This window comes from Rhizobium sp. SRI_017 (genome assembly GCF_057586295.1).
In genome coordinates, this window is sequence record NZ_JBYCZP010000017.1 from 84,021 (window position 1) to 107,324 (window position 23,304).

At 60.1% G+C, this 23,304-nt stretch carries 22 protein-coding genes; 10 read left to right on the top strand and 12 right to left on the bottom strand.

The genetic code is table 11. The features are described 5' to 3' along the window. Window positions 1-6: 6 nt before the first annotated feature. The 4 genes from AC2YI2_RS28200 to AC2YI2_RS28215 all read left to right on the top strand — a co-directional run bounded on the left by AC2YI2_RS28200 (window position 7) and on the right by AC2YI2_RS28215 (window position 3,816). Window positions 7-855 (top strand): fumarylacetoacetate hydrolase family protein, encoded by an 849-nt coding sequence (locus AC2YI2_RS28200; RefSeq protein WP_487389859.1) that lies wholly within the window; start codon window positions 7-9, stop codon window positions 853-855. A 94-nt stretch (window positions 856-949) separates the two neighbouring features. Then, a complete protein-coding gene (locus AC2YI2_RS28205) occupies window positions 950-1,855 on the top strand; it encodes a VOC family protein (protein WP_487389860.1) in 906 nt (301 codons plus the stop codon). Between the two features lie 21 nt (window positions 1,856-1,876). Next, the gene (locus AC2YI2_RS28210; RefSeq protein ID WP_487389861.1) at window positions 1,877-2,764 is read left to right on the top strand and encodes an alpha/beta hydrolase; all 888 of its coding nucleotides are present in this window, start codon (window positions 1,877-1,879) and stop codon (window positions 2,762-2,764) included. Continuing rightward, the gene (locus tag AC2YI2_RS28215) at window positions 2,761-3,816 is read left to right on the top strand and encodes an Ldh family oxidoreductase (protein WP_487389862.1); all 1,056 of its coding nucleotides are present in this window, start codon (window positions 2,761-2,763) and stop codon (window positions 3,814-3,816) included. The genes AC2YI2_RS28210 and AC2YI2_RS28215 overlap by 4 nt, the downstream gene beginning before the upstream one ends. Before the next feature lie 94 nt (window positions 3,817-3,910). On the opposite strand, the gene AC2YI2_RS28220 is transcribed toward AC2YI2_RS28215, so the two are convergent. From AC2YI2_RS28220 to AC2YI2_RS28260, 9 genes are all read right to left on the bottom strand, one after another. Continuing rightward, window positions 3,911-4,351, bottom strand: a complete 441-nt coding sequence (locus tag AC2YI2_RS28220; protein WP_487389863.1) for an RbsD/FucU family protein — start codon at window positions 4,349-4,351, stop codon at window positions 3,911-3,913. A 51-nt stretch (window positions 4,352-4,402) separates the two neighbouring features. After that, complete coding sequence (locus AC2YI2_RS28225; protein WP_487389864.1) at window positions 4,403-5,287, bottom strand: ribokinase; 885 nt, start codon at window positions 5,285-5,287, stop codon at window positions 4,403-4,405. Continuing rightward, window positions 5,284-6,156, bottom strand: coding sequence for a MurR/RpiR family transcriptional regulator (locus AC2YI2_RS28230; protein WP_487389865.1), 873 nt, complete (start codon window positions 6,154-6,156; stop codon window positions 5,284-5,286). The genes AC2YI2_RS28225 and AC2YI2_RS28230 overlap by 4 nt, the downstream gene beginning before the upstream one ends. Further along, window positions 6,153-7,127, bottom strand: coding sequence for an ABC transporter permease (locus AC2YI2_RS28235; RefSeq protein ID WP_487389866.1), 975 nt, complete (start codon window positions 7,125-7,127; stop codon window positions 6,153-6,155). Before AC2YI2_RS28235 ends, AC2YI2_RS28230 begins: the two co-directional genes overlap by 4 nt. Window positions 7,128-7,144: 17 nt before the next feature. After that, the gene (locus AC2YI2_RS28240; RefSeq protein ID WP_487389867.1) at window positions 7,145-8,656 is read right to left on the bottom strand and encodes a sugar ABC transporter ATP-binding protein; all 1,512 of its coding nucleotides are present in this window, start codon (window positions 8,654-8,656) and stop codon (window positions 7,145-7,147) included. Between the two features lie 62 nt (window positions 8,657-8,718). Next, on the bottom strand, window positions 8,719-9,771 hold the full coding sequence (locus AC2YI2_RS28245) for a sugar ABC transporter substrate-binding protein (RefSeq protein ID WP_487389868.1): 1,053 nt from the start codon (window positions 9,769-9,771) through the stop codon (window positions 8,719-8,721). 26 nt (window positions 9,772-9,797) lie between these two features. Next, window positions 9,798-10,817, bottom strand: a complete 1,020-nt coding sequence (locus AC2YI2_RS28250) for a sugar phosphate isomerase/epimerase family protein (RefSeq protein WP_487389869.1) — start codon at window positions 10,815-10,817, stop codon at window positions 9,798-9,800. 172 nt (window positions 10,818-10,989) lie between these two features. Next, on the bottom strand, window positions 10,990-11,343 hold the full coding sequence (locus tag AC2YI2_RS28255; RefSeq protein ID WP_487389870.1) for a hypothetical protein: 354 nt from the start codon (window positions 11,341-11,343) through the stop codon (window positions 10,990-10,992). A gap of 4 nt (window positions 11,344-11,347) precedes the next feature. After that, window positions 11,348-11,983 carry a TetR/AcrR family transcriptional regulator gene (locus tag AC2YI2_RS28260; protein WP_487389871.1) on the bottom strand — a complete coding sequence of 212 codons (636 nt, stop codon included), beginning with the start codon at window positions 11,981-11,983 and terminating at the stop codon, window positions 11,348-11,350. A 186-nt stretch (window positions 11,984-12,169) separates the two neighbouring features. Here AC2YI2_RS28260 and AC2YI2_RS28265 point away from each other — a divergent pair, with 186 nt between their 5' ends. Then, window positions 12,170-14,632, top strand: coding sequence for a glycoside hydrolase family 3 C-terminal domain-containing protein (locus AC2YI2_RS28265; protein WP_487389872.1), 2,463 nt, complete (start codon window positions 12,170-12,172; stop codon window positions 14,630-14,632). A gap of 277 nt (window positions 14,633-14,909) precedes the next feature. Here the strand turns inward: AC2YI2_RS28265 and AC2YI2_RS28270 are convergent, their stop codons facing one another. Beyond that, the gene (locus tag AC2YI2_RS28270; protein ID WP_487389873.1) at window positions 14,910-17,495 is read right to left on the bottom strand and encodes an EAL domain-containing protein; all 2,586 of its coding nucleotides are present in this window, start codon (window positions 17,493-17,495) and stop codon (window positions 14,910-14,912) included. A 240-nt stretch (window positions 17,496-17,735) separates the two neighbouring features. Here AC2YI2_RS28270 and AC2YI2_RS28275 point away from each other — a divergent pair, with 240 nt between their 5' ends. Beyond that, on the top strand, window positions 17,736-17,972 hold the full coding sequence (locus AC2YI2_RS28275) for a hypothetical protein (protein ID WP_487389913.1): 237 nt from the start codon (window positions 17,736-17,738) through the stop codon (window positions 17,970-17,972). Between the two features lie 294 nt (window positions 17,973-18,266). Here AC2YI2_RS28275 and AC2YI2_RS28280 read toward each other — a convergent pair whose 3' ends face one another. Then, the gene (locus AC2YI2_RS28280) at window positions 18,267-18,854 is read right to left on the bottom strand and encodes a TetR/AcrR family transcriptional regulator (protein WP_487389874.1); all 588 of its coding nucleotides are present in this window, start codon (window positions 18,852-18,854) and stop codon (window positions 18,267-18,269) included. Between the two features lie 101 nt (window positions 18,855-18,955). Between AC2YI2_RS28280 and AC2YI2_RS28285 the strand changes: the two genes are divergently transcribed. From AC2YI2_RS28285 to AC2YI2_RS28300, 4 genes are all read left to right on the top strand, one after another. Then, window positions 18,956-19,765: an oxidoreductase gene (locus tag AC2YI2_RS28285; protein WP_487389875.1), complete on the top strand. Its 810-nt coding sequence runs from the start codon at window positions 18,956-18,958 to the stop codon at window positions 19,763-19,765. Window positions 19,766-19,776: 11 nt separating this feature from the next. Next, window positions 19,777-20,133, top strand: coding sequence for a hypothetical protein (locus AC2YI2_RS28290; RefSeq protein WP_487389876.1), 357 nt, complete (start codon window positions 19,777-19,779; stop codon window positions 20,131-20,133). A gap of 109 nt (window positions 20,134-20,242) precedes the next feature. Next, window positions 20,243-20,698 carry a DUF2147 domain-containing protein gene (locus AC2YI2_RS28295; RefSeq protein ID WP_487389877.1) on the top strand — a complete coding sequence of 152 codons (456 nt, stop codon included), beginning with the start codon at window positions 20,243-20,245 and terminating at the stop codon, window positions 20,696-20,698. An 87-nt stretch (window positions 20,699-20,785) separates the two neighbouring features. Next, on the top strand, window positions 20,786-21,787 hold the full coding sequence (locus AC2YI2_RS28300; protein WP_487389878.1) for an NADP-dependent oxidoreductase: 1,002 nt from the start codon (window positions 20,786-20,788) through the stop codon (window positions 21,785-21,787). Between the two features lie 437 nt (window positions 21,788-22,224). Here AC2YI2_RS28300 and AC2YI2_RS28305 read toward each other — a convergent pair whose 3' ends face one another. Continuing rightward, window positions 22,225-23,196, bottom strand: a complete 972-nt coding sequence (locus AC2YI2_RS28305; protein ID WP_487389879.1) for a threonine/serine dehydratase family protein — start codon at window positions 23,194-23,196, stop codon at window positions 22,225-22,227. Window positions 23,197-23,304: the final 108 nt, after the last annotated feature.

Consider the following 23,304-nt stretch of genomic DNA (forward strand, 5'->3'; position numbering starts at 1 on the left):
TCGGCAATGCGCTTTCTCAGCTTCATCCATCGCGATCGGGCGAGCTATGGCTGCATCGTGCAAGGCGGCGTCGCGGATCTTCGCTCGCGTAGTGGCGAGCCCGACCTCGCCAGCTATCTCGGTACCCACTTTGCACAACTCGGATCGGAGAAGGGACTTCGCCCCGACATCCCGCTCGATGAAATTCGATACCTCCCGGTCATTCCCCGCCCGTCGAAAGTCCTATGCGTCGCGATCAACTACCGGGAGCACGATGACGAAACGACGGAGCGGCCGGAATATCCTCTGCTGTTCTCCCGCTTCGCCGCTTCGCAGACTGGTCACGACGAACCGCTTGTGAAGCCATTCATATCGGACAAATTCGACTATGAAGGCGAACTAGCAGTCATCATAGGACGCGAGGGACGACGGATCGCGGAGGCCGACGCGCTGTTCCATATCGCTGGCTACAGTTGCTTCAACGATGGCAGCGTACGCGACTGGCAGAAGCATTCGACCCAATTCACTCCCGGCAAGAATTTTGTCCAAACCGCCGGCTTCGGCCCTTGGATGGTTTCCGCCGACGAGATTCCTGACCCGACCGCCCTCGAGCTGACAACGCGGGTCAACGGAGAAATCAGGCAAAGCAACAATACCAGCCGCATGATTTTCTCCATTCCCTGGCTGATTTCCTATGTCAGCCAGTTCACCATTCTCGAACCGGGCGACGTCATCGTGACAGGCACGCCATCGGGATTCGGCTCGACACGCAAACCTCCCGTCTTTCTTGATGTCGGCGATGTCGTGGAGGTTGAGATCGAGAGAGTGGGCACGCTGAGAAATGTCGTCACAGCCGAAACAAACACCTTTTCATAATTTCGATAATTTTTTTTATTTCGAAATATCTTGATATCATCCGATCCTTGAAGTATCACAGAGCACGATGGATTTCAGAATTCGGGAGGAAGCCATGACGCACATCGTGCATGCCGTCGGGCACATGAAAGTCAATGTCATCGATCCACAGGCGGTTGTCCGCGATGCCACGGAGATTCTTGGCCTGCATGTTACACGGCAAGACGACAACCAGACATGGTTGAGCTCGAATGGCCGCGCCGCTGAACTCGTCCTGATCCATGGAAACGAGAATTCCGCCCACACGATCGGGCTCGAAGCCCTGACACCCGAGCTGGTCACCGAAGCGGCCTCCCGTATCGAGGCCGCAGGATGCCGCATCCTCTCGCGCGAGCCGAGCCTCGACTGCATCGCCGCGGCTGTGACGTTCGCGACGCCGGAAGGATTGCGCTTCGAAATCCATACGCCGATCCGCAACAAGACCTATGGGCGGCGCTATCCGACGACAGGTGTCGGTCCCAACCGGCTCGATCATATCAACCTCATCACGCCCGATCCTGCCGCCACCCGCGCCCAGCTCGAGGCGATCGGCGGCCTCAGACTGTCAGAGCGCATGGTCAACGACGCGCTGAGCTGGATGTATGGCGGCAACCGGCAGCACCACGTGCTGGGACTGGTCAAAGGTGAGGCCGCCGGCCTGCACCATGTCTCCTTCGAATTCCTGGAATTCAATCAGTATCTCAGGCTGGGCGACATCCTCGACCAGTTCGACCGCCAGCTGATGTGGGGACCGGGTCGGCACCGCCCGGGCGACAATACCTATGCCTACTACACCGATGCCAGCGGCATGATGATCGAGTGCTCGGGCGTCATGGCACACATCGCCGACGATGCCGACTTCACGCCCAACGTGATCACCAATCTCGATCGTCCCGGCAATGTCCGCGACATGAATGTCTGGGGTACGCCCGCGCCTGTCGAGTGGCGCGAATATTTCCACCCCTTCGCCAAGATCGGCTGAGCCCCAAATCGAGGAATTGAAATGCAGGAAAAGCTTTCCTTCATGTCCGACGGGCTGAAACTCTCGGCCGTCCTTCACGTTCCGGACGGACGCAAATCCGGCGAGCGCCTGCCGGCCTTCATCGTCTGCCATGGTTTCGTCGGCTCCAAGGACGAGAGCCATGCGCAGATCCAGGCCGAGATGCTGGAAGCCTTCGGTTATGTCGCGCTACGCTTCGATTTCCGCTCCTGCGGCGAGAGCGATGGCGAACGCGGCCAGGTGCGCTGCTTCGACCAGGTGGCGGATGCCAAGAACGCGCTGACGTTCCTCGCCGGCCGTGATGAGGTCGATCCGAAGCGGGTCGGCATCACCGGCCACAGTTTCGGCGCGGCAGTCTCGGTCTACACAGCCGGCGTCGACGACCGCGTCGCCTGCTGCCTCTCCTCCTGCGGCTGGGGCAATGGAGAACGCAAGTTCCGCGGCCAGCATCCCACACCGGAATCCTGGGACAAGTTCATGGGCATTCTGGAAAAGGGGCGCAAGCACAAACAGGAAACCGGTGAGAGCCTGTGGATGTCACGCTTCGACGCAGTCCCGATCCCTGAACAATTGCGCAAGAACCTCTCGCCCAAGGCGATCATGGAAATTCCGGTCGAGACGGCATGGTCGATGTTCAATTTCCGCGCCGACGATGTGATCGCCAATATTGCGCCACGACCGCTGCTTCTCTTCCATACCGCAAACGACATCATCACGCCGACGGTCGAATCCATCCAGATGTTCGAGAAGGCCGGCCAGCCGACCGAACTCATGCTGATCGACACGACCGCGCATTTTCCGCTCGCCCCCAATGACGCGCCGCGCACCAAGATGATGATCAAGGGCTGGCTCGACAAATTTTTCCCCTCGCCGCTTGGCAGCGCGTCATGAATGTGGCCGCGCCGAAAAGGCTGATCGACAAGAGGGGGCTTGAAACCTTTGCCGCATCGCTTCTGGAAGCCGGTGGCTTTCGAACTGATTATGCCCGGCAGACCGCCGAACTCCTGGTCTGGGCCAATCTCCGCGGTGCCGACTCCCACGGCGTCCTGCGCATTCCCCGCTATATCGAAATGACCGAGCAAGGCATTGTCCACGGCCAGGCCGTTCCGAAGACCTCCTCAGAGTTCGGAGCCATCGCAGTTATCGAGGGTGACCGCGTGCCCGGCGCCTCCGGCATGATCATGGCGACCGACAAGGCGGTGGATCTGGCGGGGAAATTTGGCATCGGTCTTTGCTCCATCCTGCGCACCAGCCATGCCGGCGCAATCGGGTATTTTGCCGAGCGGGCTGCGAAGGCCGGCAAGATCGGCCTCATCATGTCGGCTTCCAAGCCGCTGATGATCTACCACGGCTCCCGCACCCAAGGCGTTTCCACCAATCCACTGTCGATCGGCGTGCCCACGGGAGATCGACAACGGCCGATCCTGTTGGACATGTCGACGGCCGCCGTCGCGCTCGGCAAGATCATGGCGGCGAAGGATGCCGGCAAGTCCATTCCAGAAGGCTGGGCTGTCGACGCCGAAGGTGCCGCCACCACCGATCCCGCCAAGGCCAAGGCCGTGCTGCCGATGGCCGGGCCAAAAGGCTCCGGCCTCTCGCTGATGATCGAGATCCTGGTGAGCGTGCTGGCCGGCAATCCGCTTATTTCCGCGGCTTTGACGGATAAGCGCGATGCCGGCTTCAATGGCCTTGCGATCGCGATCAATCCGCAAGCTTTCCCCTTGGGCCACATTTTCACGGACGATGTCGACAAGCTTGCCGACGCTATCCACGACTTGCCTCCGGCGGAAGGTCCGGGACGGGTTCGCCTTCCGGGCGAGGGCGGCTTCGACCTTGCGGCCGAGCGCGAGGCGAAAGGCATCCCTCTTGTTGCCGGCACGATTGCCAAGCTGAAAGAGAAGGCTTCAAAGCTTTCGGTTCAAATTCCGTCCGCACTTTTGTGAATTGCTTTTGACCTGGGTAAAGGGAAGTGGAATCGAACCTTATACCGGACGTTCAGTTCATCGATCCGGACGAAGCGAAGCGAAACGTGACCCATCAGACGACGCCTTTCTTGAAAATGAAGCAACCGTACGGTCCGGGGTCCGATGTCCTTACAATGGCGAACGACTTCTTGGCGGCATCGTAGAATGCGAAGCGTTCCAAGGGTTCGATGGACACGGGACTGCCGTGCGCGAAATTGACGACCCTTTGGATGGCGTCGAAGATCGGCATCTGCTTGTCGGGATCATCGACCACCTTCATCCGCTTCACCGGCGCATCTACGAACGTGTCCAGTGGGAACAGCGACAGGATGGCCTGCGCGGCGCGCGGGATGCCGCACCCGGATAGATCGATGAGTTTGCCGTAGGTCGTGTTTTTGGCGATTGTCTGTGCCGGATGATTGATATCGCAGATGACCAACTCGTCGCCGTGGCCCATCAACATCAGAGCGTAGATCAGCTCCGCATGAATAATCGGATCGATACCCATCAACATTCGACAATGCCCCCTAAATCACTGACGCGAAGTCTATCTTCGATGAGGAACTCAGCGTGAGCGCGGTGTGCTCACCAGAACCGCCGCCGCACGGTTTGCAGACTCAATCGCGGGGCGGATTGCCCTGCCCCGTGCGAGTTCCGAGGCGAGGACGCCGGTGAACTCGTCGCCCGCGCCATGAGTATTCACGAGTTCCACCTTGATCGCCTCGACTAAGAACGCTTCGCCTTCATGGGTCGCACAGGCGACGCCCTCCCCACCGGCAGTCACCACCACTACTGGATATCGCTCCGCGAGCAGTTTCGCGGCGTTCGCCGCACCTTCGAGCGTATCGACTACCGGAAGCTCGGCCAGTTGCTCGGCCTCGATGCCGTTGACGACCAAAACATCAACCAACTGCTCAAGGTCGGCGGAGAGAGGCCGCGCGGGTGCTGCATTGAGAACCACTTTTCCGCCCACGGCCTTCATCGCCCTGGCTGCGGCGACGTTGGCGTGATCGGGCACTTCGTTCTGCAGGACCAAGAGCGCGCCGTCGACGAACGCTTCGGCAGCTGCGCCCACATCCCCCTGACCAAGGGTCAAATTGCTGCCGGAGACGATGACCGCGCCGTAATCGCCTTCACTGTCGAAGATCGCGACACTCATGCCGCTGCCGACACCGCTCACTTCCTTGACGAAGCGATGATCGACCTTGTTGCGCCGGAGGTTGTCGGTGAGGGCATGGCCGAAGTCATCATCGGCGACCGCGCCGACCATCGACGTGGCTATCCCTGTCTTCGCCGCAGACACAGCCTGATTGCCACCCTTGCCGCCGCATTTCGGGTGCCAGCGATCTCCCGTCACGGTTTCCCCCTTCCGAGGTCGTGCCGGGCCATGCACCATGATGTCATAGTGCAGGCTGCCGAAGACGACGACGGAGGGCGATGCGGAACTCATGGAAACCTGTCCTTGCGTTTGGATGTTACGGCGGACATCGTCTTTTCGAGATTTCTCTCCGCCGCCTGGTAGTTTCGCTGTGCGACGGCCATGAAGAGCGCGTCGAGGATGTTGAGCTGTGCGATCCGGGCCGCGGCGTTCTCGCCCATCAGGGGCGAGCCTTGCGCGGTGGAACACAGGACAATGTCGGCGATCTGCGCCAGCGGCGATCCGCCGTAATTGGTGATGGCGATCGTCCGCGCCCCCGACTTGCGCGCAAGCTGTATGGCATCGATCACGGCGGTGGTGTTCCCCGAATGGGAGAAGCCGATCGCGATGTCGTCGGTCCCCAGCAGCGACGCCGACATCAGCATCATGTGCGAGTCGTCCTGAACATTGGCGCGAACGCCGATCCTCAGGAATTTGTGGGCTACATCGCGCGCGATCTGCGCCGAGCCGCCAACACCGTAGAAGTCACGTTGCCCCGCCTTCGCCAGCATGTCGGCGGCACGGTCGAAGCCGTCGACGTCCAGGATCGCCAGCGTTTCCTCGAGCGCATTGATCGACGTCCGGAAGACCTTCTGGATGATCTCCCTCGAACTGTCCTCGACCGAGAGTTCCTGATGCATCTCGGCCGTCGGCAGCCTGTTATAGCTGGAGACCGCAGACCTAAAATCCCGGAACCCGCTGAAGCCGAGCTTCTTGGTGATCTTGACCACCATCGCCTCGGAGACGCCGGCTTCCGCCGCCAGGTCCTTCAATGCGGTATCCTCCGAAAAATCCCTCAATCCGAACACCGTTTCCACGACACGTGCCTCCAGAGGGGTGAGCTGCGGCATCATCATTCGGATGCGCGGGCCTACCGCCTTGGGATCATTTGCAGAATTCATCCTCTTCCCCTTGTGACGCGATCGATCATCATCGCGACAAGGATAATAAGACCAGTGGCCAGGAGTTGATAGAAGGCCTGGACGTTCATCAGCGTCAGTCCATTGCGCATCGCACCCAGGATGACAGCACCAAGGATTGTGCCGATGACGCTGCCCTTGCCACCCATGAGGGAGGCTCCGCCGATCGCCGCAGCTGCAATAGCATCGAGTTCCCAGAGGTTGCCGAGAATGGGTTCTGCAGCGCCGAGGCGGCCGATCAGGATCATCGAAGCGAGGGCCGCCAGGACGCCAGAGATGACATAGGCGGTAATCTTGGTAATGGCGATCGGAACGCCGGCGACATAGGCGGCTTCCTCGTTGCCGCCGACAGCGAGGAGATATTCGCCGAGCGGCGTCTTCTTCAGAAGAACCCAGGCGGCCAACGCAACGACAGCAACGATAATGACGGGAATAGGAAGGCCGACGAGGGACCCGTTGAACAGCGACCGGAAACCCGGGGGAATGCCCAGCACTGGATTGCCGCCCGTGTAGATCAGCGCGATGGCACGATAGGTGCTGAGCGTGCCGAGTGTGACGATGAAGGGCTGAAGGCCCGCATAGGCGACGAGCACGCCGTTGACGAGGCCGCAGATGGCTCCGATCGCCAGACCTGCCAGGATGGCAAGCGGCACGGGCACCCCGGCGACAAGCATCGTCGCCGTGATCACGGCCGAGATCGCAGCGGTCGGGCCGACCGAGAGGTCAATGCCCCCGGAAATGATGACCAGCGTCATGCCTAGCGCCAGGCACGCATTGATGCTCGACTGCTGCAGGATGTTGAGCAGGTTCCGTTGCGACAGAAAGTCGGGTGCCAACAATCCAAAGATGACGACGATGGCGACCAATCCGATCAGGGTGCCGGCGTCGCGTACCGAGAACGAGCCGAACAGCTTGGACGTAGGCACTGCGGCATTCTGGGTCGTGTCAGACATGGATAAGTTCCTGTTGGTCATGCCGCACCACGGCGGTTGTCGGCCTTCCCAACAGCGTGGGAGACAATGGTTTCTTCGGAGAGTTGGCCGCGGCCGAGTTCAGCAACGACAGCGCCGTCGCGCATGACGAGCACGCGGTCGGAGACCCGCATCACCTCGGGAAGCTCGGAGGAGACGACGATCACCGAATGTCCCTCGCCGGCGAGTTCTTCGATCAGGTGATAGATTTCGGATTTCGCGCCGACGTCGATGCCGCGCGTCGGCTCGTCGAACAGCAGGATGCGCGAGCCGGCCGCAAGCCAGCGGGCGATGATCGCCTTCTGCTGGTTGCCGCCGGAAAACAGCCTGATCTGCCTGTCGAGCTGGAAAGGTCGCAGGTTGACGCGCTTGAGCAGGTCTTCCGCCGTGCGCTTGAGCTTGCGGTGGTTGATGATCCCGGCCTTCGAAAACCGGTTCATCGACGGCAGCGCCATGTTGATGCTGACGGAGCGGCCCGGAATGATGCCTTCGCGCTTGCGCTCCTCGGGAAGCAACCCGATGCCCGCGGCAATGGCGGCGCGGGGGTTGGAGAGCGTCAGGGCTTTGCCGTCGACCTTGACCGTGCCGGAGACGACCTTGTCTGCGCCGGAAAGCGCGCGCAGCAGTTCGGTGCGGCCCGAGCCGACAAGTCCGGCGACGCCAAGGACCTCACCGGTGTGAAGGTCGAAAGACACGTCGCGGATGCGATGGGTCGACAGGTTGCGGACCTCGGCGCTCACGGCATCGGTGGTGTGGGAGTGATGTTCCTCGGACAAGAGCTCGCGGCCGACCATCTTGGCGATGACGTCTTCCGGTGAGGTCGTCTTCAGATCGACACCTATGCCGACAACCTTGCCGTCGCGCATCACCGTGGCGCGCTGACAGACACGGAAGACCTCATCCATCTTGTGGGACACGTAGATGATCGAGACCCCGCTCGCCGCCAACCGCTCGATGACCTCGGCGAGCCGTTCGAATTCGCTTGGGGTCAAGCTGGACGTGGGTTCGTCCATGGCAATGATCTTGGCCTTGTCGAGGAGGGCTCTGGCAATCTCGACGACCTGCCGCTGAGCAACCTTCAGGGTCGAAATGGGAACCGAAGGGTCGATCGACGGATCGATCATCGCAAGCGCCTCGGCTGCCCGCCTTTCCTGTTCGCGGCGATCGACGATCATGCCTCCGAAGCGAGTGAGCGAATGACCGAGGAACATGTTCTGGGCCACACTGAGATGCGGCACCTGCTGGAGTTCCTGGTGGATCATGGCGACCCCGGCCTGGCGGGCACTCTCAGGGCGCCTGAAGTGATGAACAACGCCATTGATCCTGATGTCGCCCTCGGTCGGGCGGAAGACGCCCGAGAGGATGCGGAGAAGGGTCGACTTGCCGGCACCGTTTTCCCCCAGCAACGCATGGATTTCACCGGGCGCAACCTCGAAGGACACGTCGGAGAGCGCCTTGACGCCGGGAAATGCCTTGGAAATGTTGTCGAACGCCAGTCTGGCAGTGGTCATGAAAGTCCAACCTTTGAGAGAGTGGACGGCCGGCTCCGCCGACCGTCCCGCTTGGCAGGCGTTTACTTTCCGGCTGCCTTCATCAGAACCGAGCGGACGTCGTCGCTCTGGTATTCCTTGATGTTGTCCTTGGTGATCAGTGCCTGCGGGGTTGCGACGACGCGCGGCAGCTTCTGGCCAGAGACCAGCCGCAGCGCGACTTCCATCGCGACCTCGCCCGTCAGGACCGGGAAGCTGTCGACGGTACCCGTGAGTTCGCCCGCTTCGATCGACTTGTAGGCGTCGGAGATACCGTCTGTGCCGAAGACGACGACCTTGTCCTGCAGGCCGGCGGCCTTCACAGCCTCGACGACACCGAGCGCCATGCCGTCATTGTTGCAATAGAAGCCGACGAGATCGGGATGCTGCTGGAGGATGTTGGTCGCAGCGTCATAGGACATCTGGCGATCCCAGTTGCCCGGCACGCTGGCGACGACGGTGAACTTGCCGCCTTCCTCGATCGTGGTCTTGAAGCCATCGGTGCGCTGCACGGCAGCGTAGACGCCGGCCTGACCCTCGATGATCGCGACCTTGCCGCCATTGGCACGGTTGTCGATGAACCACTTGGCGACGCGGACGCCGTTGTCGCGCTGGACGTTGCCGACATAATGCTCGGCCTGCGGGATCACCGCGTCGTTGACGTTGACGACGGGTACGTTGGCCGCTTTCGCCTGTTCAACCACCGGCTGGAGGTTGGCGTCGGTCTGCGGGGAGACGAGCAGGACATTGTAACCCTGGGTCACCATGCCTTCGGCGATGGTCAACTGGCCGAGCTGGTCGCCCTCGCTCTGGGCGGCCTGGTAGGCTACGGTCACGCCGACCTTGTCGGCGAACTTCTGATAGCCTTCGCCGAGCGAGCGCCAGTATTCATTGGTGAGCGTCTTGGACACGCCGCCGACCTTGAGGCCTTCGGGCAGCTTCGGCAACGCGCCGAGCTTGGCTTCGAGATCGGACCAGTCCATGCGATCAGGTTCGGAGTCGGAATTGAGCGGCTTGAGGTCCTGGGCGGTCGCGATGCCAGCAAAAAGGCCAGCAGAAAGGGTTGCGGCGAGAGCCGCAGCAAAAATTCTCTTCATGTTTTCCTCCCGGAGGTTCTTGGGGTCTATTGCTCCGCGCCGAACATCAACTCCTGAACGATGGACTGCGTGGATACGGCGTCCTGTCGGTCAATCGCGCTTTGAAGGCGATTGTCCTGCTCGAGGCGGTCGACGACCTTCAACATCCGCTGGACGGTCTTGATGTTAACCTCGCATTCGTGGACCGGATCGAGCCCGGTCATATCGGGGAAAGTGTCGAAATAGATCGCGCCGTCATAACCGTCGCGGCGGATCTGGCGGAGCAGTTCGATCGTCTGGAGCGTGTGCACCGCGCCGACCATCAGGCCATCGTCGCGCTTGGCGTAACCATCGTTGAGATGGACACCGAGTACGCGACTGTGGCGGGCGATCAGGGCGGCCGCGAAGGCGGGCTGCTCGTCGGCATAAAGGACATGGGCGAAGTCGAGCGTGACGCCGAGATTGTCGGCCCCGACTTCCTTGATGGCGAGCAGCGTTGTGGCCGCGTCGGGCATCAGGCTGTAGGACCGGGGCTCGTTCGGCTTGTATTCGATCGAGATCAGGCAATCGGGATCATGCGCGCAAACTTCACGAATCCCGTCTATTTCGTGTTGCAACATTTTGGCGTAGTCGGCCTGAAAGGCATAGTCGAAGCCATCCTGACCGAGCCAGATGGTCATCAGGTTGGCGCCTGCTTCACGGGCTGCATCGATCCCCTTCTTCGTCAAGTCGATCGCTTCACGGCGGACGGCTTCATCAGGATGCGTGAAAGCGCCGAGCTTGAAGGCAGGGTTGGTATAGTAGCGCATGGCGAAGCCGTTGATCGAGAGGCCGAGATCGCCAAGCTTTCGTGCCAATTCCGCGGGATTTTCTTTCACATGATCGGGATAGTTCAGGTCGAGGTCTGTGAGCCCCTTCACCCGAGCGGCACGTTCAGCCATCTGCATGACCGAAGGCTTCGACGACTGGCCCGGCCATTCGATGTGGGAAGCGGAAGCGAATGAGTTCAGCCGGGTGGCAAAGCGCGTCGAGTTCAAGGCATCGGTCCAATCTGTGAAATTGTGCATTACTTCACATATTCATAATTGTTTGTAAAGTCGAAACTTTGATGCGCAACATGAAATTTATGCTGCAAAGCAGCATCAAACTCCGACTGCCACCACCCGTGCAGCGGCGCGAAGAGAAAATGGACAGCGGGGACGGTTTGTTCAGGTGACGACGAACAACGACGTAGCCGTCCTACTCAGGCGTTGTTCCCGGGTGCTTTCGGGCCGTGGAACGCGCAGCGACCTCGGCGATGACGTCGGCGCCGATTGCCCAATCGTTTCCGGCTACCATCGGGACACTGCCAAGGCCTGCGGTGGAAATGCCGTCAGCATCACGGCGGGCCTTGGCCCTCAGGTCAATCGGGCGGCCCACAGACCATTGCTTGAGTGGCAGGGGCGTGATCACGCCGCTCTCCATGACGACGCAGTCCGACGTTATCTGGCCCACGCCCCAGACCACCAGGGTCGCAATATGCTGCACGAGAACGTCTGGTTGGCCACGACGGTGCTTGGTGCCGTCGCATGTGACTTCGCGATCATAAGACATTGACTCAGTCATCAAGATCAAGATCTGCCAGCAGACGCCTGACATATCCCTCCAGGCCGGCGACCATGTCAAACCGGTCCGGATCCCTTAGCCAAAGCATCTGGAGGCCGTCCATCACGGCGATCAGTTCGGCTGCCATCGCACTGCCGTCGATGTTGCCGTCCACCGTGCCGTCGGCAACAGCCCGGTCGAATGTCATGGCGATGCTTTTTCGCAGCTGGTTGGCACGTTCAAGAAACCATGCCTTTGCTGGATGATCCCTTGTGAGGCTTTCGGCATTCAGGATCGCGAAGGCTCGAACAACCTCCGGAATTTCGGCGTTGCGGCGGAACACCTCGACCAGGCCCGCGAGCAGCGTGGGGAGGTCGGAGCGATGGTCGATGATGCCGGCGCTTTCGAGATCACGCCTTTCCAGAATGGCGAGCAGGAGATCGACCTTCGTCGGAAAGTGATGCAGCAGACCCGGCAGGGACAGACCCACGTCCTGGGCGATGTCACCGATCGCGGCACTCTGGTAGCCGTCCTCGGCAAAGCGGCGCATCGCGGCTGTCAGGATCTCCTCGCGGCGTGTTTCGCCCTTGCGGGATTTGCGCCGCCGCTTTTCGTCTTGCCCGGCCCCCAATTCGGAAAACTCCGCCATCCGCTCTCTCCGTCCTTTCCCGCCAACGGTACGACCGGCAAAACCCGTATCCGATTCCGAGGCTTCGCCATTCATACATCAGCTTCGAGCAGTTGACATATTAAAAATACCGAGTAATCGGTAGGTTTAAGGTGAAATGGTAGCAGCGCTCTCGTTTCCGAGAATTTGTCACGCTGGGAGGTTTGCATGATCGATTCCATCCTCGACCAAATGACACTCGAAGAGCAGGTCTCGCTGCTATCCGGTGCCGACTTCTGGACCACCGTTCCCGTCGAGCGGCTTGGCGTGCCGAAGATCAAGGTGACGGATGGGCCGAATGGCGCGCGCGGGGCCGGCTCTCTGGTCGGCGGCGTCAAGGCAACCTGCTTTCCGGTCGCCATCGCGCTCGGCGCCACCTGGAATCCTGACCTCGTCAAGCAGATGGGCGTGGCGCTTGCCGGTCAGGCGAAAAGCAAGGGCGCCGCCGTGCTGCTGGCACCGACGGTGAACATCCACCGCTCCGGGCTCAATGGGCGGAATTTCGAATGCTATTCCGAGGATCCTATGCTCACCGCGGAATTGGCCGTTGCCTATATCCAGGGCGTGCAGAGCCAGGGGATCGCAGCAACGATCAAGCACTTCGCCGGCAACGAATCCGAGATCGAGCGGCAGACCATGTCCTCGGATATCGACGAGCGGACGCTGCGCGAGATCTACCTGCCGCCCTTCGAGCAGGCGGTCAAACGCGCCAAGGTGATGGCCGTGATGTCGTCCTATAACCGTCTCAATGACACCTATACGAGCGAACATCCCTGGCTGCTCACCGAAGTGCTGCGCGAAGAGTGGGGCTTCGACGGCATCGTCATGTCCGACTGGTTCGGCTCGCATTCGACCGCCGAGACGATCAATGCCGGTCTCGATCTCGAAATGCCAGGCCCGGCGCGTGATCGCGGCGAGAAGCTGGTTGCAGCGGTACGCGAAGGCGAGGTCGATGCCTCCACAGTGCGGGCAGCGGCGCGGCGAATATTGCTGTTGCTTGAGCGGGTCGGTGCGTTTGAGGCGAGACCCGACCTCACCGAACAGGCAGTCGATCTGCCGGAGGACCGGGCGCTGATCCGGCGTCTTGGCGCGGAAGGCGCAGTCCTCCTCAAGAACGACGGCATCCTGCCTCTCACCAGAACTTCGCTCGACCGGCTTGCCGTGATCGGACCAAATGCGGCGACTGCGCGTGTCATGGGCGGCGGCAGTGCCCAGATCGCGGCGCATTACACGGTCAGTCCGCTCGAAGGCATCCGGGCGGCCCTTTCCAATGCCAACAGCATCAGCCACGCGGTCGGATGCCGCCACAATCGCCTGATCGACGTCTTCAAAGGCAAAATGACGGTCGAGTATTTTAGGGGGCGTGGCTGCCAGGGCGAGCCTGCTTATGTCGAAACCGTCGACAAGGGGGAATTCTTCTGGTTCGAATTGCCGTCGGGCGAGCTCGACCCGACCAATTTCTCGGCCCGGATGTCGATGCAGTTCGTTCCCGAGGAGAGTGGCGAGCACGTGTTCGGCATGACCAATGCCGGATTGGCACGCCTCTTCGTCGATGGCACGCTGACGGTCGACGGGCATGATGGCTGGACGCGCGGGGAGAATTATTTCGGCACCGCCAATGACGAACAGCGCGGCGCGGTCCTGCTTGAGGCAGGCCGGGCCTATGCGGTCACCGTCGACTACGAACCGTCGCCGGTGACTGAAGAAGGGATCAATCTCACGGCCATTCGCTTCGGCGTCGAGAAGCCACTGGGTGAGGCCGATCTTCAGGCAGCGGTCGAGACAGCCCGCAATGCCGATGTGGCGCTCCTCTTCGTCGGCCGCGACGGCGAGTGGGACACCGAGGGTCTCGACCTGCCCGATATGCGGCTTCCGGGTCGGCAGGAGGAACTGATCGAGCGGGTCGCCGCCGCCAATCCGAACACCGTCGTCGTACTGCAGACCGGCGGCCCCGTGGAGATGCCCTGGCTCGGCCGGGTGCGGGCCGTGTTGCAGATGTGGTATCCGGGCCAGGAACTGGGCAATGCTGTCGCCGACGTGTTGTTCGGGGACGTCGAACCCGGTGGCCGGCTGCCGCAGACCTTCCCCAAGCGGCTCGCCGACAATTCCGCCATCACCGGCGACCCTGCCGTCTATCCCGGCAAAGACGGGCATGTACGCTATGCCGAAGGCGTGTTCGTCGGCTACCGGCATCACGATACGCGTGCCGTCGAGCCGCTTTTCCCGTTCGGCTTCGGCCTTGGATATACCCGCTTCAGCTGGGGCGAGCCACGTTTGTCAGCCGGCGAAATGGGGCCTGACGGCGTGACCGTCAGCGTCGACCTGACCAATATCGGCGCCCGCGCCGGATCGGAACTGGTGCAGCTCTATGTGCGATCGCCAAAAACCAAGGTGGAGCGGCCGGACAAGGAACTGCGCGCCTTTGCCAAGCTTTCGCTTGCGCCCGGCGAAACCGGCACTGCCGTGATGAAGATCATGCCGCGCGACCTCGCCTATTTCGATATCGAGGCCGGAGCCTTCCGAGCCGAGGCAGGCAATTACCAGTTGGTCGTGGCGGCGAATGCCGCCGACACTAGGTCCGTGGTCGACCTGCCGTCGCCGTTTTGCTACGTGCTACCGCCTTCGTGCTAGCAACGGTCTGGCAAGATTGCGACTGAATCACCGTTACTCGACTTGATGCGACCCCACCCCAAAGCGTCGCCAACAAGCAATGACGCCTGTCGCCCAGCCATCACATCGAGAAGTGCGCCCCGTCGACTGGGGCCTGTATTCTGTTGAATTGGAGAAGAATCCGAACTCTCGCGAACGATCTGGAGAGAACCCGCGTAGCTGTTACGCAACGCCCAGCAGATCGAACCATTGCTGCGGTCATGCTTTGCCGACCTTCGCTTGCCGGCCAGTCTGGTTGCTATCGACGAATTGAGCCGTAATCGGCCGCTCGCGCTGCACCTTCTTGTCCCGTATCAAGAGACGATATTCGGTCGCGACCAGACGTCTTTGCTTCATAGAGCGCTTTGTCGGCATTCTTATAGGTGTCTTGGACTGTCTCCCCCAATCTATGCTGGATCAAGCCTGCCGAAAATGTCACATGGCGGCCGCCGAGTTCCTTGTAACCGATGCGCTTCACATATCCGCTAAACCGCTCCAGGGCCTTCCTTGCGGACGCTTCGCTCGTGTTGGGCATGACGAGCAAGAACTCTTCCCCGCCAACGCGGCCGATCCAGTCGCTATCACGGAACATGCGCTGGCAGTTGGCGCCGAACTCCTCCAGAACCAAGTCGCCGACGTCATGGCCGTAATGGTCGTTGATATGCTTGAAATGATCGATATCGAGAATGGCAATGCTGACAGGAGAGCTTGGCGTCGCGCCCGTGAGGCAGTCTTCGAAATATCCCATAATTGCCCGTCGACTGCGGAGGCCGGTAAGCGCGTCCGTTTCGGCCTGATGGATTGCTGCGTCACGCGCAAGCCGCAAATCCGCTTCCGTCTTCTTGAGCGCGGTCATGTCCGTCATGGTCATGATGATCCACCCGTCATTGAAGGTGGTTTCCAGGGCCCAGAACCAACGACCGTCAATCAAGTCTATTTCGAACTTCCTGTGCGTCTGCGAACGTCGCTTGGCAGTCGCCATACCGAGCCACTGGTCGATATCCTTGGCCTCGACCAACACTCCACGCCTCGTGGCGTGGCAATGCCGAATAATGCTCTGGAACGTCTGTTCGCCGGGCTGGAGGTCGTAGATTCCCCGAAATGCCGATGATGCGATGACCAGCCGATCATTGGGCGCGAAGATCGCGATGGGCGCGTCGCTGGCGGAGATCCCCTCGAATAGCAGAGCCATCGGGTCTGGCGCGGGGTGTGCGCCCTGATCCGTTCGAGCATGGATCGTGTCTGCCCCGATCAATTCCAGACCTGCCGCGCTCCTTGGGCCCGCGGATGTAAGATCGATCGGCAGATCGCAGATCATGCCACACCACCGATCGATCGACCCGTTCGGACCGAACTTCGGATGCGCGCGGCTCTCAACCCACCGGTACAGGCCATCACGCCAAAGTATGCGGAAGCTCGTGCGAAATGGCACACCTGACGGGATCCAATGCAGCCATTCCGCCCGTACCCGCAGGCGATCCACCGGGTGCATTGTTGTGTACCAGCGCTCGATGCGATTCTGGAGTGTATCGTCAGGCGGGTCGTCGGCGGAGGGACTCATGTAATCGACCACGCCTTGGGCGTTGGCGCCCCAAGCTATGTTTGGGCCCAACTCAATGACCTGCCGATAATGCTGCTCGCTGAGCGTCACGTGTTCCAGGAGCAGATTCTGTTGGGTGATGTCGATGGAAACGATCGAAATGCCGATGACATCACCCCCGACATCGACAACCTTCTGTGCAAAGACGCGAAAATCATGATCGTTGAGTTTGTAGTCCTGCGGCGGCAATGCTTGGTCGAGTGTTTGAACCAACAGCGCGTTGAAGCGATCAAGCAAGGCCCCTTGCATGACGTCGTTGACGGCCCTGCCTTCCAGTTCCTTTGCCGACAATCCATGCATCGACGCAAAGGCGTCGTTCGTGCGCACATACCGGAACTGCATGTCGAGGAAGCAGAGCCCGACCGGGGCCTGATGATAGAGGGTACGAAGTTGGTGCAGTTGCTGGAATGGTGAGGCATCCAGGGATGTCGTCGATATTTGCTCGCTGCGGAATCTGGTCCGCATTGTCTCGGCATCGCGTGCCGGTGTCCCTCGCCCATAGAGCCAGCCTTGCCCGATTGTACAACCGAGGTCACGAAGGATCGCCTCCTCGGCCCTGGTCTCCACACCCTCAGCCACGATGGTCATGCCCAGGCTTTGACCAAGCCCGATGATCGCCGCAGCGATGCGTCTCTTGGCTTGATCCTGATCGACACCGCGCACAAAGCGTGCATCGATCTTCAACGTGCGGAAAGGAAATGCCTCCAGGCGGGCGAGACTCGAGTAGCCGGTTCCAAAGTCGTCGATCGAGACGCTTATGCCAAGGGCGTCCAACCTCCGGAGGGTCGTATAGGCCTGCTCGGAATCAGAGAGCAATGACCCTTCCGTGATTTCAATTTGAAGTCGATCGAGCGGATAGCGAATGTCGGCAGCCAGCGTGGCGATCCAATCGGGTAGATCGCCCGAGAGAAGCTGATCGGGTGACATATTGAACGCGAGATGCAGGTTGCCCGGCCAATCGATCGCCGCCGAACACGCCGAACGGACAAGCGCCTTCGACAAATCGTCGATGAGATGATGCCTTTCCAGCAACGGGATGAATGTCGTGGGACCAATCTCGCCGAATTCTGGGTCCGTCCATCGCGCCAAAATCTCGAAGCCGACGATTTCTTCCCGCTGCATATCCACGATAGGCTGGAAAGCGGGCCAAATGTGGCCGGCGCGCAACGCGTCAGACAGTCTACGGTGAAGGAGACGTTTGGTGATTTTCGGCGATGAAAACCAGCCCTCTGTTGCCGGATTCAAATGTGCTGCCTCCAGATTGATGGTCTCCTGAGCAAGAAATCTAATCCTTGGGCCGGCTCCAATAAGCACCAATATCAAGATTCGCTAAATCTCCCGTTAACGGTGCGGCATAGGCGATCGCACCTATCGCAGAGGTGACACCAATCTTACGGCGAAAATTTCCGGCCTTAGTCGCCAGAGATTTTTTCAATTCAAGCGGAAAAATATGGTAAGCGCCTGCCAAACAATAGCAGGAGTGTAATAGTGAGCGAACCGACCGTGGCAGATGCAACAAACCGCATCTATGAATCGCTTCAGGCGGACAATGCCGACATCGACATGCATATCGCGACTCTTAAGGCAGCATTGACGCGCGCGGGTTTGAAGGAGGCCGTATTCGACCCGGCTAAGCTCGCGCACAACAACCGTTCTGGCAGGAAGCTGATGCAGGCCTATTTCCGGCAACGCGGAGTCACGGTCAAATACTCGGCATCCTGAGCCTTATGGCGTCAAGCAAGCCGATGTGACCGCTGATCTGATGACGTTCCATGGGCGTGAAACCAAGCTTCAGCCCTCCAACGCGAGTTGAAGCGCCGCGTCCGTTCCGTGCTGTTGGCCGTCACCTCCAAGCGGCAGCTTCACGCCAAAATGCGGCCATTTGCACGCACGTTTATGACTCGATCCATCGATATAACGATGTCACGTTCCGGCGCAGCTTTGGTTTCTTGCGGACGCTTGAGGGCCGACGCTTTCCCTGCGATCGAAATTGCGAGAGCGGCGAGCCGCTGAACTCTAGGTGGTCGTTCCCCCCTGAGGCGGGTTGGCCAGCCGCAGCGCCGCATCCGAACCTGCTGTCAGTATGCGGCCCGAAAGCTCCGGCTCGTCCACTGTGCGGGCAAACTGAAGCGTGCCGATGAGAGTGGCGAGCATCGCCATGGCCGTGTTCTCTGGATTTGGGGTTTGCGGCGGCAACGCCGACGCCAGCTGGCGTACGAGAGTCAGGAACCGTTCGGTGTAGACATGGCGCGCCTCGGCTGGCTGACGGGCGAGCTCCGGCAGAAGCGCTGCGAATGAGCAGCCATGCGCCGGATCGTCTCGATGTTGCGGCGACAGATAGGTTGCGACAGCCGCCGCCAACCCGCCGGCGGCGACGGCGTCCTCCACCTGCTTCGACAGATCCTCGAGCGCCGCCGCGACTGTTTCGCGCACCAACTCCGCCTTGGAGTCGAAATGGGCATAGAACGCCCCGTTGGTCAGACCGGCGTCGCTCATGACACTGGCCAATCCGGATGCGGCAATGCCGTCGCAGCGAAAGCGTTCGCTTGCGACTTTCATGATTTGGCGACGCGATGCGTCCTTCCGACCTTTTTCGTAGCGCATGATTCGTTTTAGGGCTTTTCAAATTGAATTACGAGTGTTATCTAATATTACGATCATAATTTAAAGAATGAAGATCTTCGGATCGCGGATTGGAGAATTGAATGGATGTGCATTCGCAAACTGCTGTTGTGACAGGCGCCTCTTCGGGCATCGGCCGCGCCAGCGCTGAGGCCCTGGCGCGGGCGGGATACAAGGTCTTCGGGACAAGCCGCCGGGCGGGCAGTGACGGTCCGGACGGCGTATCGATGCTGGTTTGTGATGTCACCGATGATGCCTCGGTCAATTCCCTTGTCGAAACCGTGCTATCGAAGACCGGCCGGATCGACATTCTCGTCAACAATGCGGGCCTCGGCTTGATCGGCGGCGCCGAAGAATCCTCGGTGGCGCAAGCGCAGGCCATGTTCGATGTCAATCTGTTCGGCGTTATCCGGATAACCAATGCCGTGCTTCCGCATATGCGAAAGCAGCGACGCGGCCGGATCATCAATATCGGTTCCGTGCTGGGGTTTATTCCCGCTCCCTTCTCGGCACTCTACGCATCCACAAAGCACGCGCTGGCGGGCTACACCGAGTCCCTGGACCACGAATTGCGCGCGCATGCCATCCGCGCGATCCTCATCGAACCAGCCTACATCAGGACAGCTTTCGATCAGAATGCAGTGCCCCCGGACCGGCCGATCCCCTTCTATGAAACGGCACGCCAGCAGGTGGCCACCGTTGTCCAGGAAGCCATGAAGACCGCCGACGATCCCCGTTTGGTGGCAGAGGCCGTTGTCAAGGCAGCAACCACCGCCGCACCCAGGAAGCGATACACGGTCGGCAAACTGGCTTTTCAGTTGAGCCTGTTGAGGCGGTTTGTGCCGGCCTCCGCTTTCGACAAGAGCCTGCGCAAGCAACTCGGTCTCGCGTGAGGTTGATGAGCATGCGTGTGACCCTTGGGAAAATCCACATCAAAAGAATGGTTCTTTGCGCGATGGCGCTGCTTGCTGCCGGCTGTGCCAGACAGCCTGACCAGATCGCGCCAAGTCCGGTCGCCACGGATCGTTATCTGCCAATGTCCTGCGCCGAGCTGTTGGGGAGCCGAGCCGGCAAGAAGGCCGAACAGGCGCGACTGGAGCAGGCGCAGCACGAGGCTGCAGAGCGCGACAAGGCAGCCATGGGTGTCATCCACATTCCTGTCGCCTCAATGTCCGGCCAGGACCGGGAGGACGAAGTCGCGCGCGGCAAGGGCGAGCTCGCAGCGATCGATGCCGCGATCCAGTCCAAGGGCTGCGAGTGAGAATCGACCGGCCTTGCGCCGGCCGGAAACACCAATTCCGCCATCCAGATCCAACACGGCGGCGGCTGGTTCTTAACCAAACAACGACCAAACTCCTGGAGACAAGACAATGCTGACTTTCAAACATGCAGGCGTCCTCGCGATCACCCTGGCGGCTACACTCATGTCTTCCGCCGCGCGAGCGGACAACACGTCGCCGGTCGGCGTTTGGAAGAACATCGACGATGTCAGTGGCAAGCCGAGAGCACTGATCCGCATTAGCGAGACGAGCGGAACCCTGCGGGGTACGGTGATAAAGGTCTTCCCAGGCCCCGACGAAGACCAGAATCCGAAATGCGAGAAGTGTGAAGGCGCCCTCAAGAACGCACCGATCGTCGGCCTGCGGATTCTGTCCGGCCTGAAAAAGGACGGCGACGAATATACCGGCGGCGAAATCCTCGACCCTGAAAATGGTGAGGTTTACAGCAGCAATCTGCACCTGATCGATGGCGGCAACAAACTCAGCGTGCGCGGCTATATCGGCGTATCATTGCTCGGCCGTTCGCAGACCTGGATACGTCAGTAACAGGATGCCGCACCACCGGGAAACCGGTGGTGAGCTTCATGCAATCAGCAGAACCAGAAAGCAGAATACCATACAGGAGTACACGGCATGAAAGCGTTTTTCATCGATCGCTACGGCAAGAACAGCGGCGCACGGATCGGCGAGAGGCCGGACCCGCAGCTCAGGGACGACGATGTTCTGGTCCAGGTCCATGCCGCCGGTCTAAACCCGCTCGATTCGAAGATCATGGCTGGCGAGTTCAAACTCATCCTGCCTTATCGCCTGCCGCTCGTCCTGGGCAATGAGGCGGCTGGCGTCGTCGTCCGGGTCGGCCCCAAGGTGAAGCGGTTCAAGCCCGGCGACGAAGTCTATGGGCGACCGGACAAGGATCGCATCGGAACCTTCGCGGAACTGATCGCCATGAATGAAAGCGATGTCGCGCTCAAGCCGAGCAGTCTCAGCATGGAGGAAGCGGCATCTATTCCGCTCGTCGGCCTGACAGCCTGGCAGGCCCTGATCGAAAGGGCCAACCTGAAGAAGGGTCAGAAGGTCCTGATCCATGCCGGTTCGGGCGGGGTTGGAACCTTCGCCATCCAGCTGGCAAAGCATATCGGCGCTACCGTCGCGACGACGACGAGCACCGCTAATGTTGCGCTGGTGAGAAATCTCGGCGCCGATGTGGTCATCGACTACAAGAAGGAGAAGTTCGAGACGATCCTTAAAGACTATGATGTCGTCCTGAACAGCCTTGGCAAGGACACGCTCGAAAAATCGCTCCAGGTGCTGAAGCCCGGTGGCAAGCTGATCTCGATCTCGGGCCCGCCTGATCCTGATTTTGCGAGGGAGCTGGGGGCGAATTGGTTCCTGCGAACCGTCATGCGCCTGTTGAGCTACGGCATAAGGAAGAAAGCAAAACGCCATCACGTGAGCTATTCATTCCTGTTCATGCGCGCAAGCGGCGATCAGTTGCGCGAGATCACTGCGCTCATCGATTCCGGCGACATACGGCCGGTCATCGATCGGACCTTTCCGTTCGCAGCGACCGAGGAAGCTCTTACTTACGTCGACACGGGCCGCGCGAAAGGCAAGGTGGTCGTCAAGGTCAGGTAAGTGGCCTGGATCCAGGACTTCATCTCTGCAGCGGTGGTCGCGATGGCGGTTAGAGGACACGAAAAGCCCGCCGCACTTCTGCAGACGGGCCTTGGAATCTGGTTGGGGGGCCCGAACGCACAGAGGCTTGTAAATTCAGTTAAGTAGCAAGCGATTTGCGGATATCATTTCCGCTTGCAATACCGACGTTTCCGCCGCCAACAGGGGTCGATGCGGCATGCGCTGATGCGCCACCGGCGGTCGCGATATGCTGTTGAAGAGAGTAGAACGGTAGACCGTCAGTGCCGAGGACCATGCAGACCGGAGGTTTGTGTCTCCGGGGTGCTGACGTGGACCGCTTCCAGGCGACTTACAAAGAGGACTAATCATGGCTTGTCGCATGTAGCCAACCTCTCCTGCCCACTTGGAGTGGGGAAGCTCGGTGGGCGGCATAACGTTCACCTTGCGCCTTTGTATACCTCAGCAAGATCACACAAATCCCAGTTTCCTCCAGTCAACACCGCGCAGACTTTTTCGTCCGTCCTAAAGCGGATGGAGCCCGCAAGCAGAGCTCCGATACCAATCGAAGCGGCCGGTTCAGCGATCAACTTAGCGTCCTGGGCAAGCGCGCGCATGCCTGCGATAATGTGCCCATCTTCGACGAGAATGATCTCATCGACGTATTTCTCGATGATGGGATACGGGTTCTGACCCGGAACGCTGATTCTCAGGCCATCCGCAATGGTGTTCTTCAGAGGCAAAGAGGTTCGCTCGCCGTTGATCCGGCTTTGATAGTATTTGGGCGTGAGCGCAGGCTCAACGCCGATGACACGCACCGATGGTTTGGTTTCCTTGATGGCGGTCGCAATTCCCGAGATCAAGCCTCCACCTCCCAGGGGAACGATAACCGTGTCCACGTCCTCCAAGTCTTCCAGTATTTCACACCCTATGGTTCCCTGCCCGGCCATGACCAGGGGATCCTCGAAACCGTGGACGGTCGCATAATTGTTTGCCGCGGCAATCTCGTAGACTCTTTTCCACCTGACTGCGGTATCGCCGTCAAAAAGGATGACTTCCGCGCCGAGGGCTTGCGTATTGGCGATCTTGATTTTGGGTGTTGTAGTCGGGAGAACCAGAACCACCTTCACGCCCAGCATACGGGCCGCGTATGAGAGACCCTGGGCATGGTTGCCCGACGAACTCGCTATGATGCCGTTTGCGATCGCTTCCCTTGGAAGCGAAAGCACCTTGTTCAGGGCATCGCGGATCTTGAAGGCGCCGGTGATCTGCAACGTTTCCGGCTTCAGATAGACTTGGCATCCGACAGCTTCTTCGATCCTTTCCGCGCGCAATAGCGGCGTATGTCTGATGTGAGGCTTGAGCCTTTCGCGGGCTTCCAGGATATCTTCGATGGTTGGATAGCTGCGCATCGCTTGGCCTTCTTCTTGCCGACATACGTTCCCAGCGTCCATGAGGAAGGCTGGATCTGTTTTGGCTACTATTGGCTTGGCTCCACTCGCTTCGTGTGAGCACACTCG

Excerpts from the sequence above, each read along its gene's own strand:
- AC2YI2_RS28245 (WP_487389868.1), bottom strand. The coding sequence starts at position 9,771 with ATGAAGAGAATTTTTGCTGCGGCTCTCGCCGCAACCCTTTCTGCTGGC.
- AC2YI2_RS28305 (WP_487389879.1), bottom strand. The coding sequence starts at position 23,196 with ATGCGCAGCTATCCAACCATCGAAGATATCCTGGAAGCCCGCGAAAGG.
- AC2YI2_RS28290 (WP_487389876.1), top strand. The coding sequence starts at position 19,777 with ATGCGTGTGACCCTTGGGAAAATCCACATCAAAAGAATGGTTCTTTGC.
- AC2YI2_RS28280 (WP_487389874.1), bottom strand. The coding sequence starts at position 18,854 with ATGCGCTACGAAAAAGGTCGGAAGGACGCATCGCGTCGCCAAATCATG.
- AC2YI2_RS28205 (WP_487389860.1), top strand. The coding sequence starts at position 950 with ATGACGCACATCGTGCATGCCGTCGGGCACATGAAAGTCAATGTCATC.
- AC2YI2_RS28260 (WP_487389871.1), bottom strand. The coding sequence starts at position 11,983 with ATGGCGGAGTTTTCCGAATTGGGGGCCGGGCAAGACGAAAAGCGGCGG.
- AC2YI2_RS28220 (WP_487389863.1), bottom strand. The coding sequence starts at position 4,351 with ATGTTGATGGGTATCGATCCGATTATTCATGCGGAGCTGATCTACGCT.
- AC2YI2_RS28215 (WP_487389862.1), top strand. The coding sequence starts at position 2,761 with ATGAATGTGGCCGCGCCGAAAAGGCTGATCGACAAGAGGGGGCTTGAA.
- AC2YI2_RS28200 (WP_487389859.1), top strand. The coding sequence starts at position 7 with ATGCGCTTTCTCAGCTTCATCCATCGCGATCGGGCGAGCTATGGCTGC.
- AC2YI2_RS28225 (WP_487389864.1), bottom strand. The coding sequence starts at position 5,287 with ATGAGTTCCGCATCGCCCTCCGTCGTCGTCTTCGGCAGCCTGCACTAT.
- AC2YI2_RS28255 (WP_487389870.1), bottom strand. The coding sequence starts at position 11,343 with ATGTCTTATGATCGCGAAGTCACATGCGACGGCACCAAGCACCGTCGT.
- AC2YI2_RS28295 (WP_487389877.1), top strand. The coding sequence starts at position 20,243 with ATGCTGACTTTCAAACATGCAGGCGTCCTCGCGATCACCCTGGCGGCT.
- AC2YI2_RS28265 (WP_487389872.1), top strand. The coding sequence starts at position 12,170 with ATGATCGATTCCATCCTCGACCAAATGACACTCGAAGAGCAGGTCTCG.
- AC2YI2_RS28235 (WP_487389866.1), bottom strand. The coding sequence starts at position 7,127 with ATGTCTGACACGACCCAGAATGCCGCAGTGCCTACGTCCAAGCTGTTC.
- AC2YI2_RS28300 (WP_487389878.1), top strand. The coding sequence starts at position 20,786 with ATGAAAGCGTTTTTCATCGATCGCTACGGCAAGAACAGCGGCGCACGG.
- AC2YI2_RS28250 (WP_487389869.1), bottom strand. The coding sequence starts at position 10,817 with ATGCACAATTTCACAGATTGGACCGATGCCTTGAACTCGACGCGCTTT.
- AC2YI2_RS28210 (WP_487389861.1), top strand. The coding sequence starts at position 1,877 with ATGCAGGAAAAGCTTTCCTTCATGTCCGACGGGCTGAAACTCTCGGCC.
- AC2YI2_RS28230 (WP_487389865.1), bottom strand. The coding sequence starts at position 6,156 with ATGAATTCTGCAAATGATCCCAAGGCGGTAGGCCCGCGCATCCGAATG.
- AC2YI2_RS28240 (WP_487389867.1), bottom strand. The coding sequence starts at position 8,656 with ATGACCACTGCCAGACTGGCGTTCGACAACATTTCCAAGGCATTTCCC.
- AC2YI2_RS28285 (WP_487389875.1), top strand. The coding sequence starts at position 18,956 with ATGGATGTGCATTCGCAAACTGCTGTTGTGACAGGCGCCTCTTCGGGC.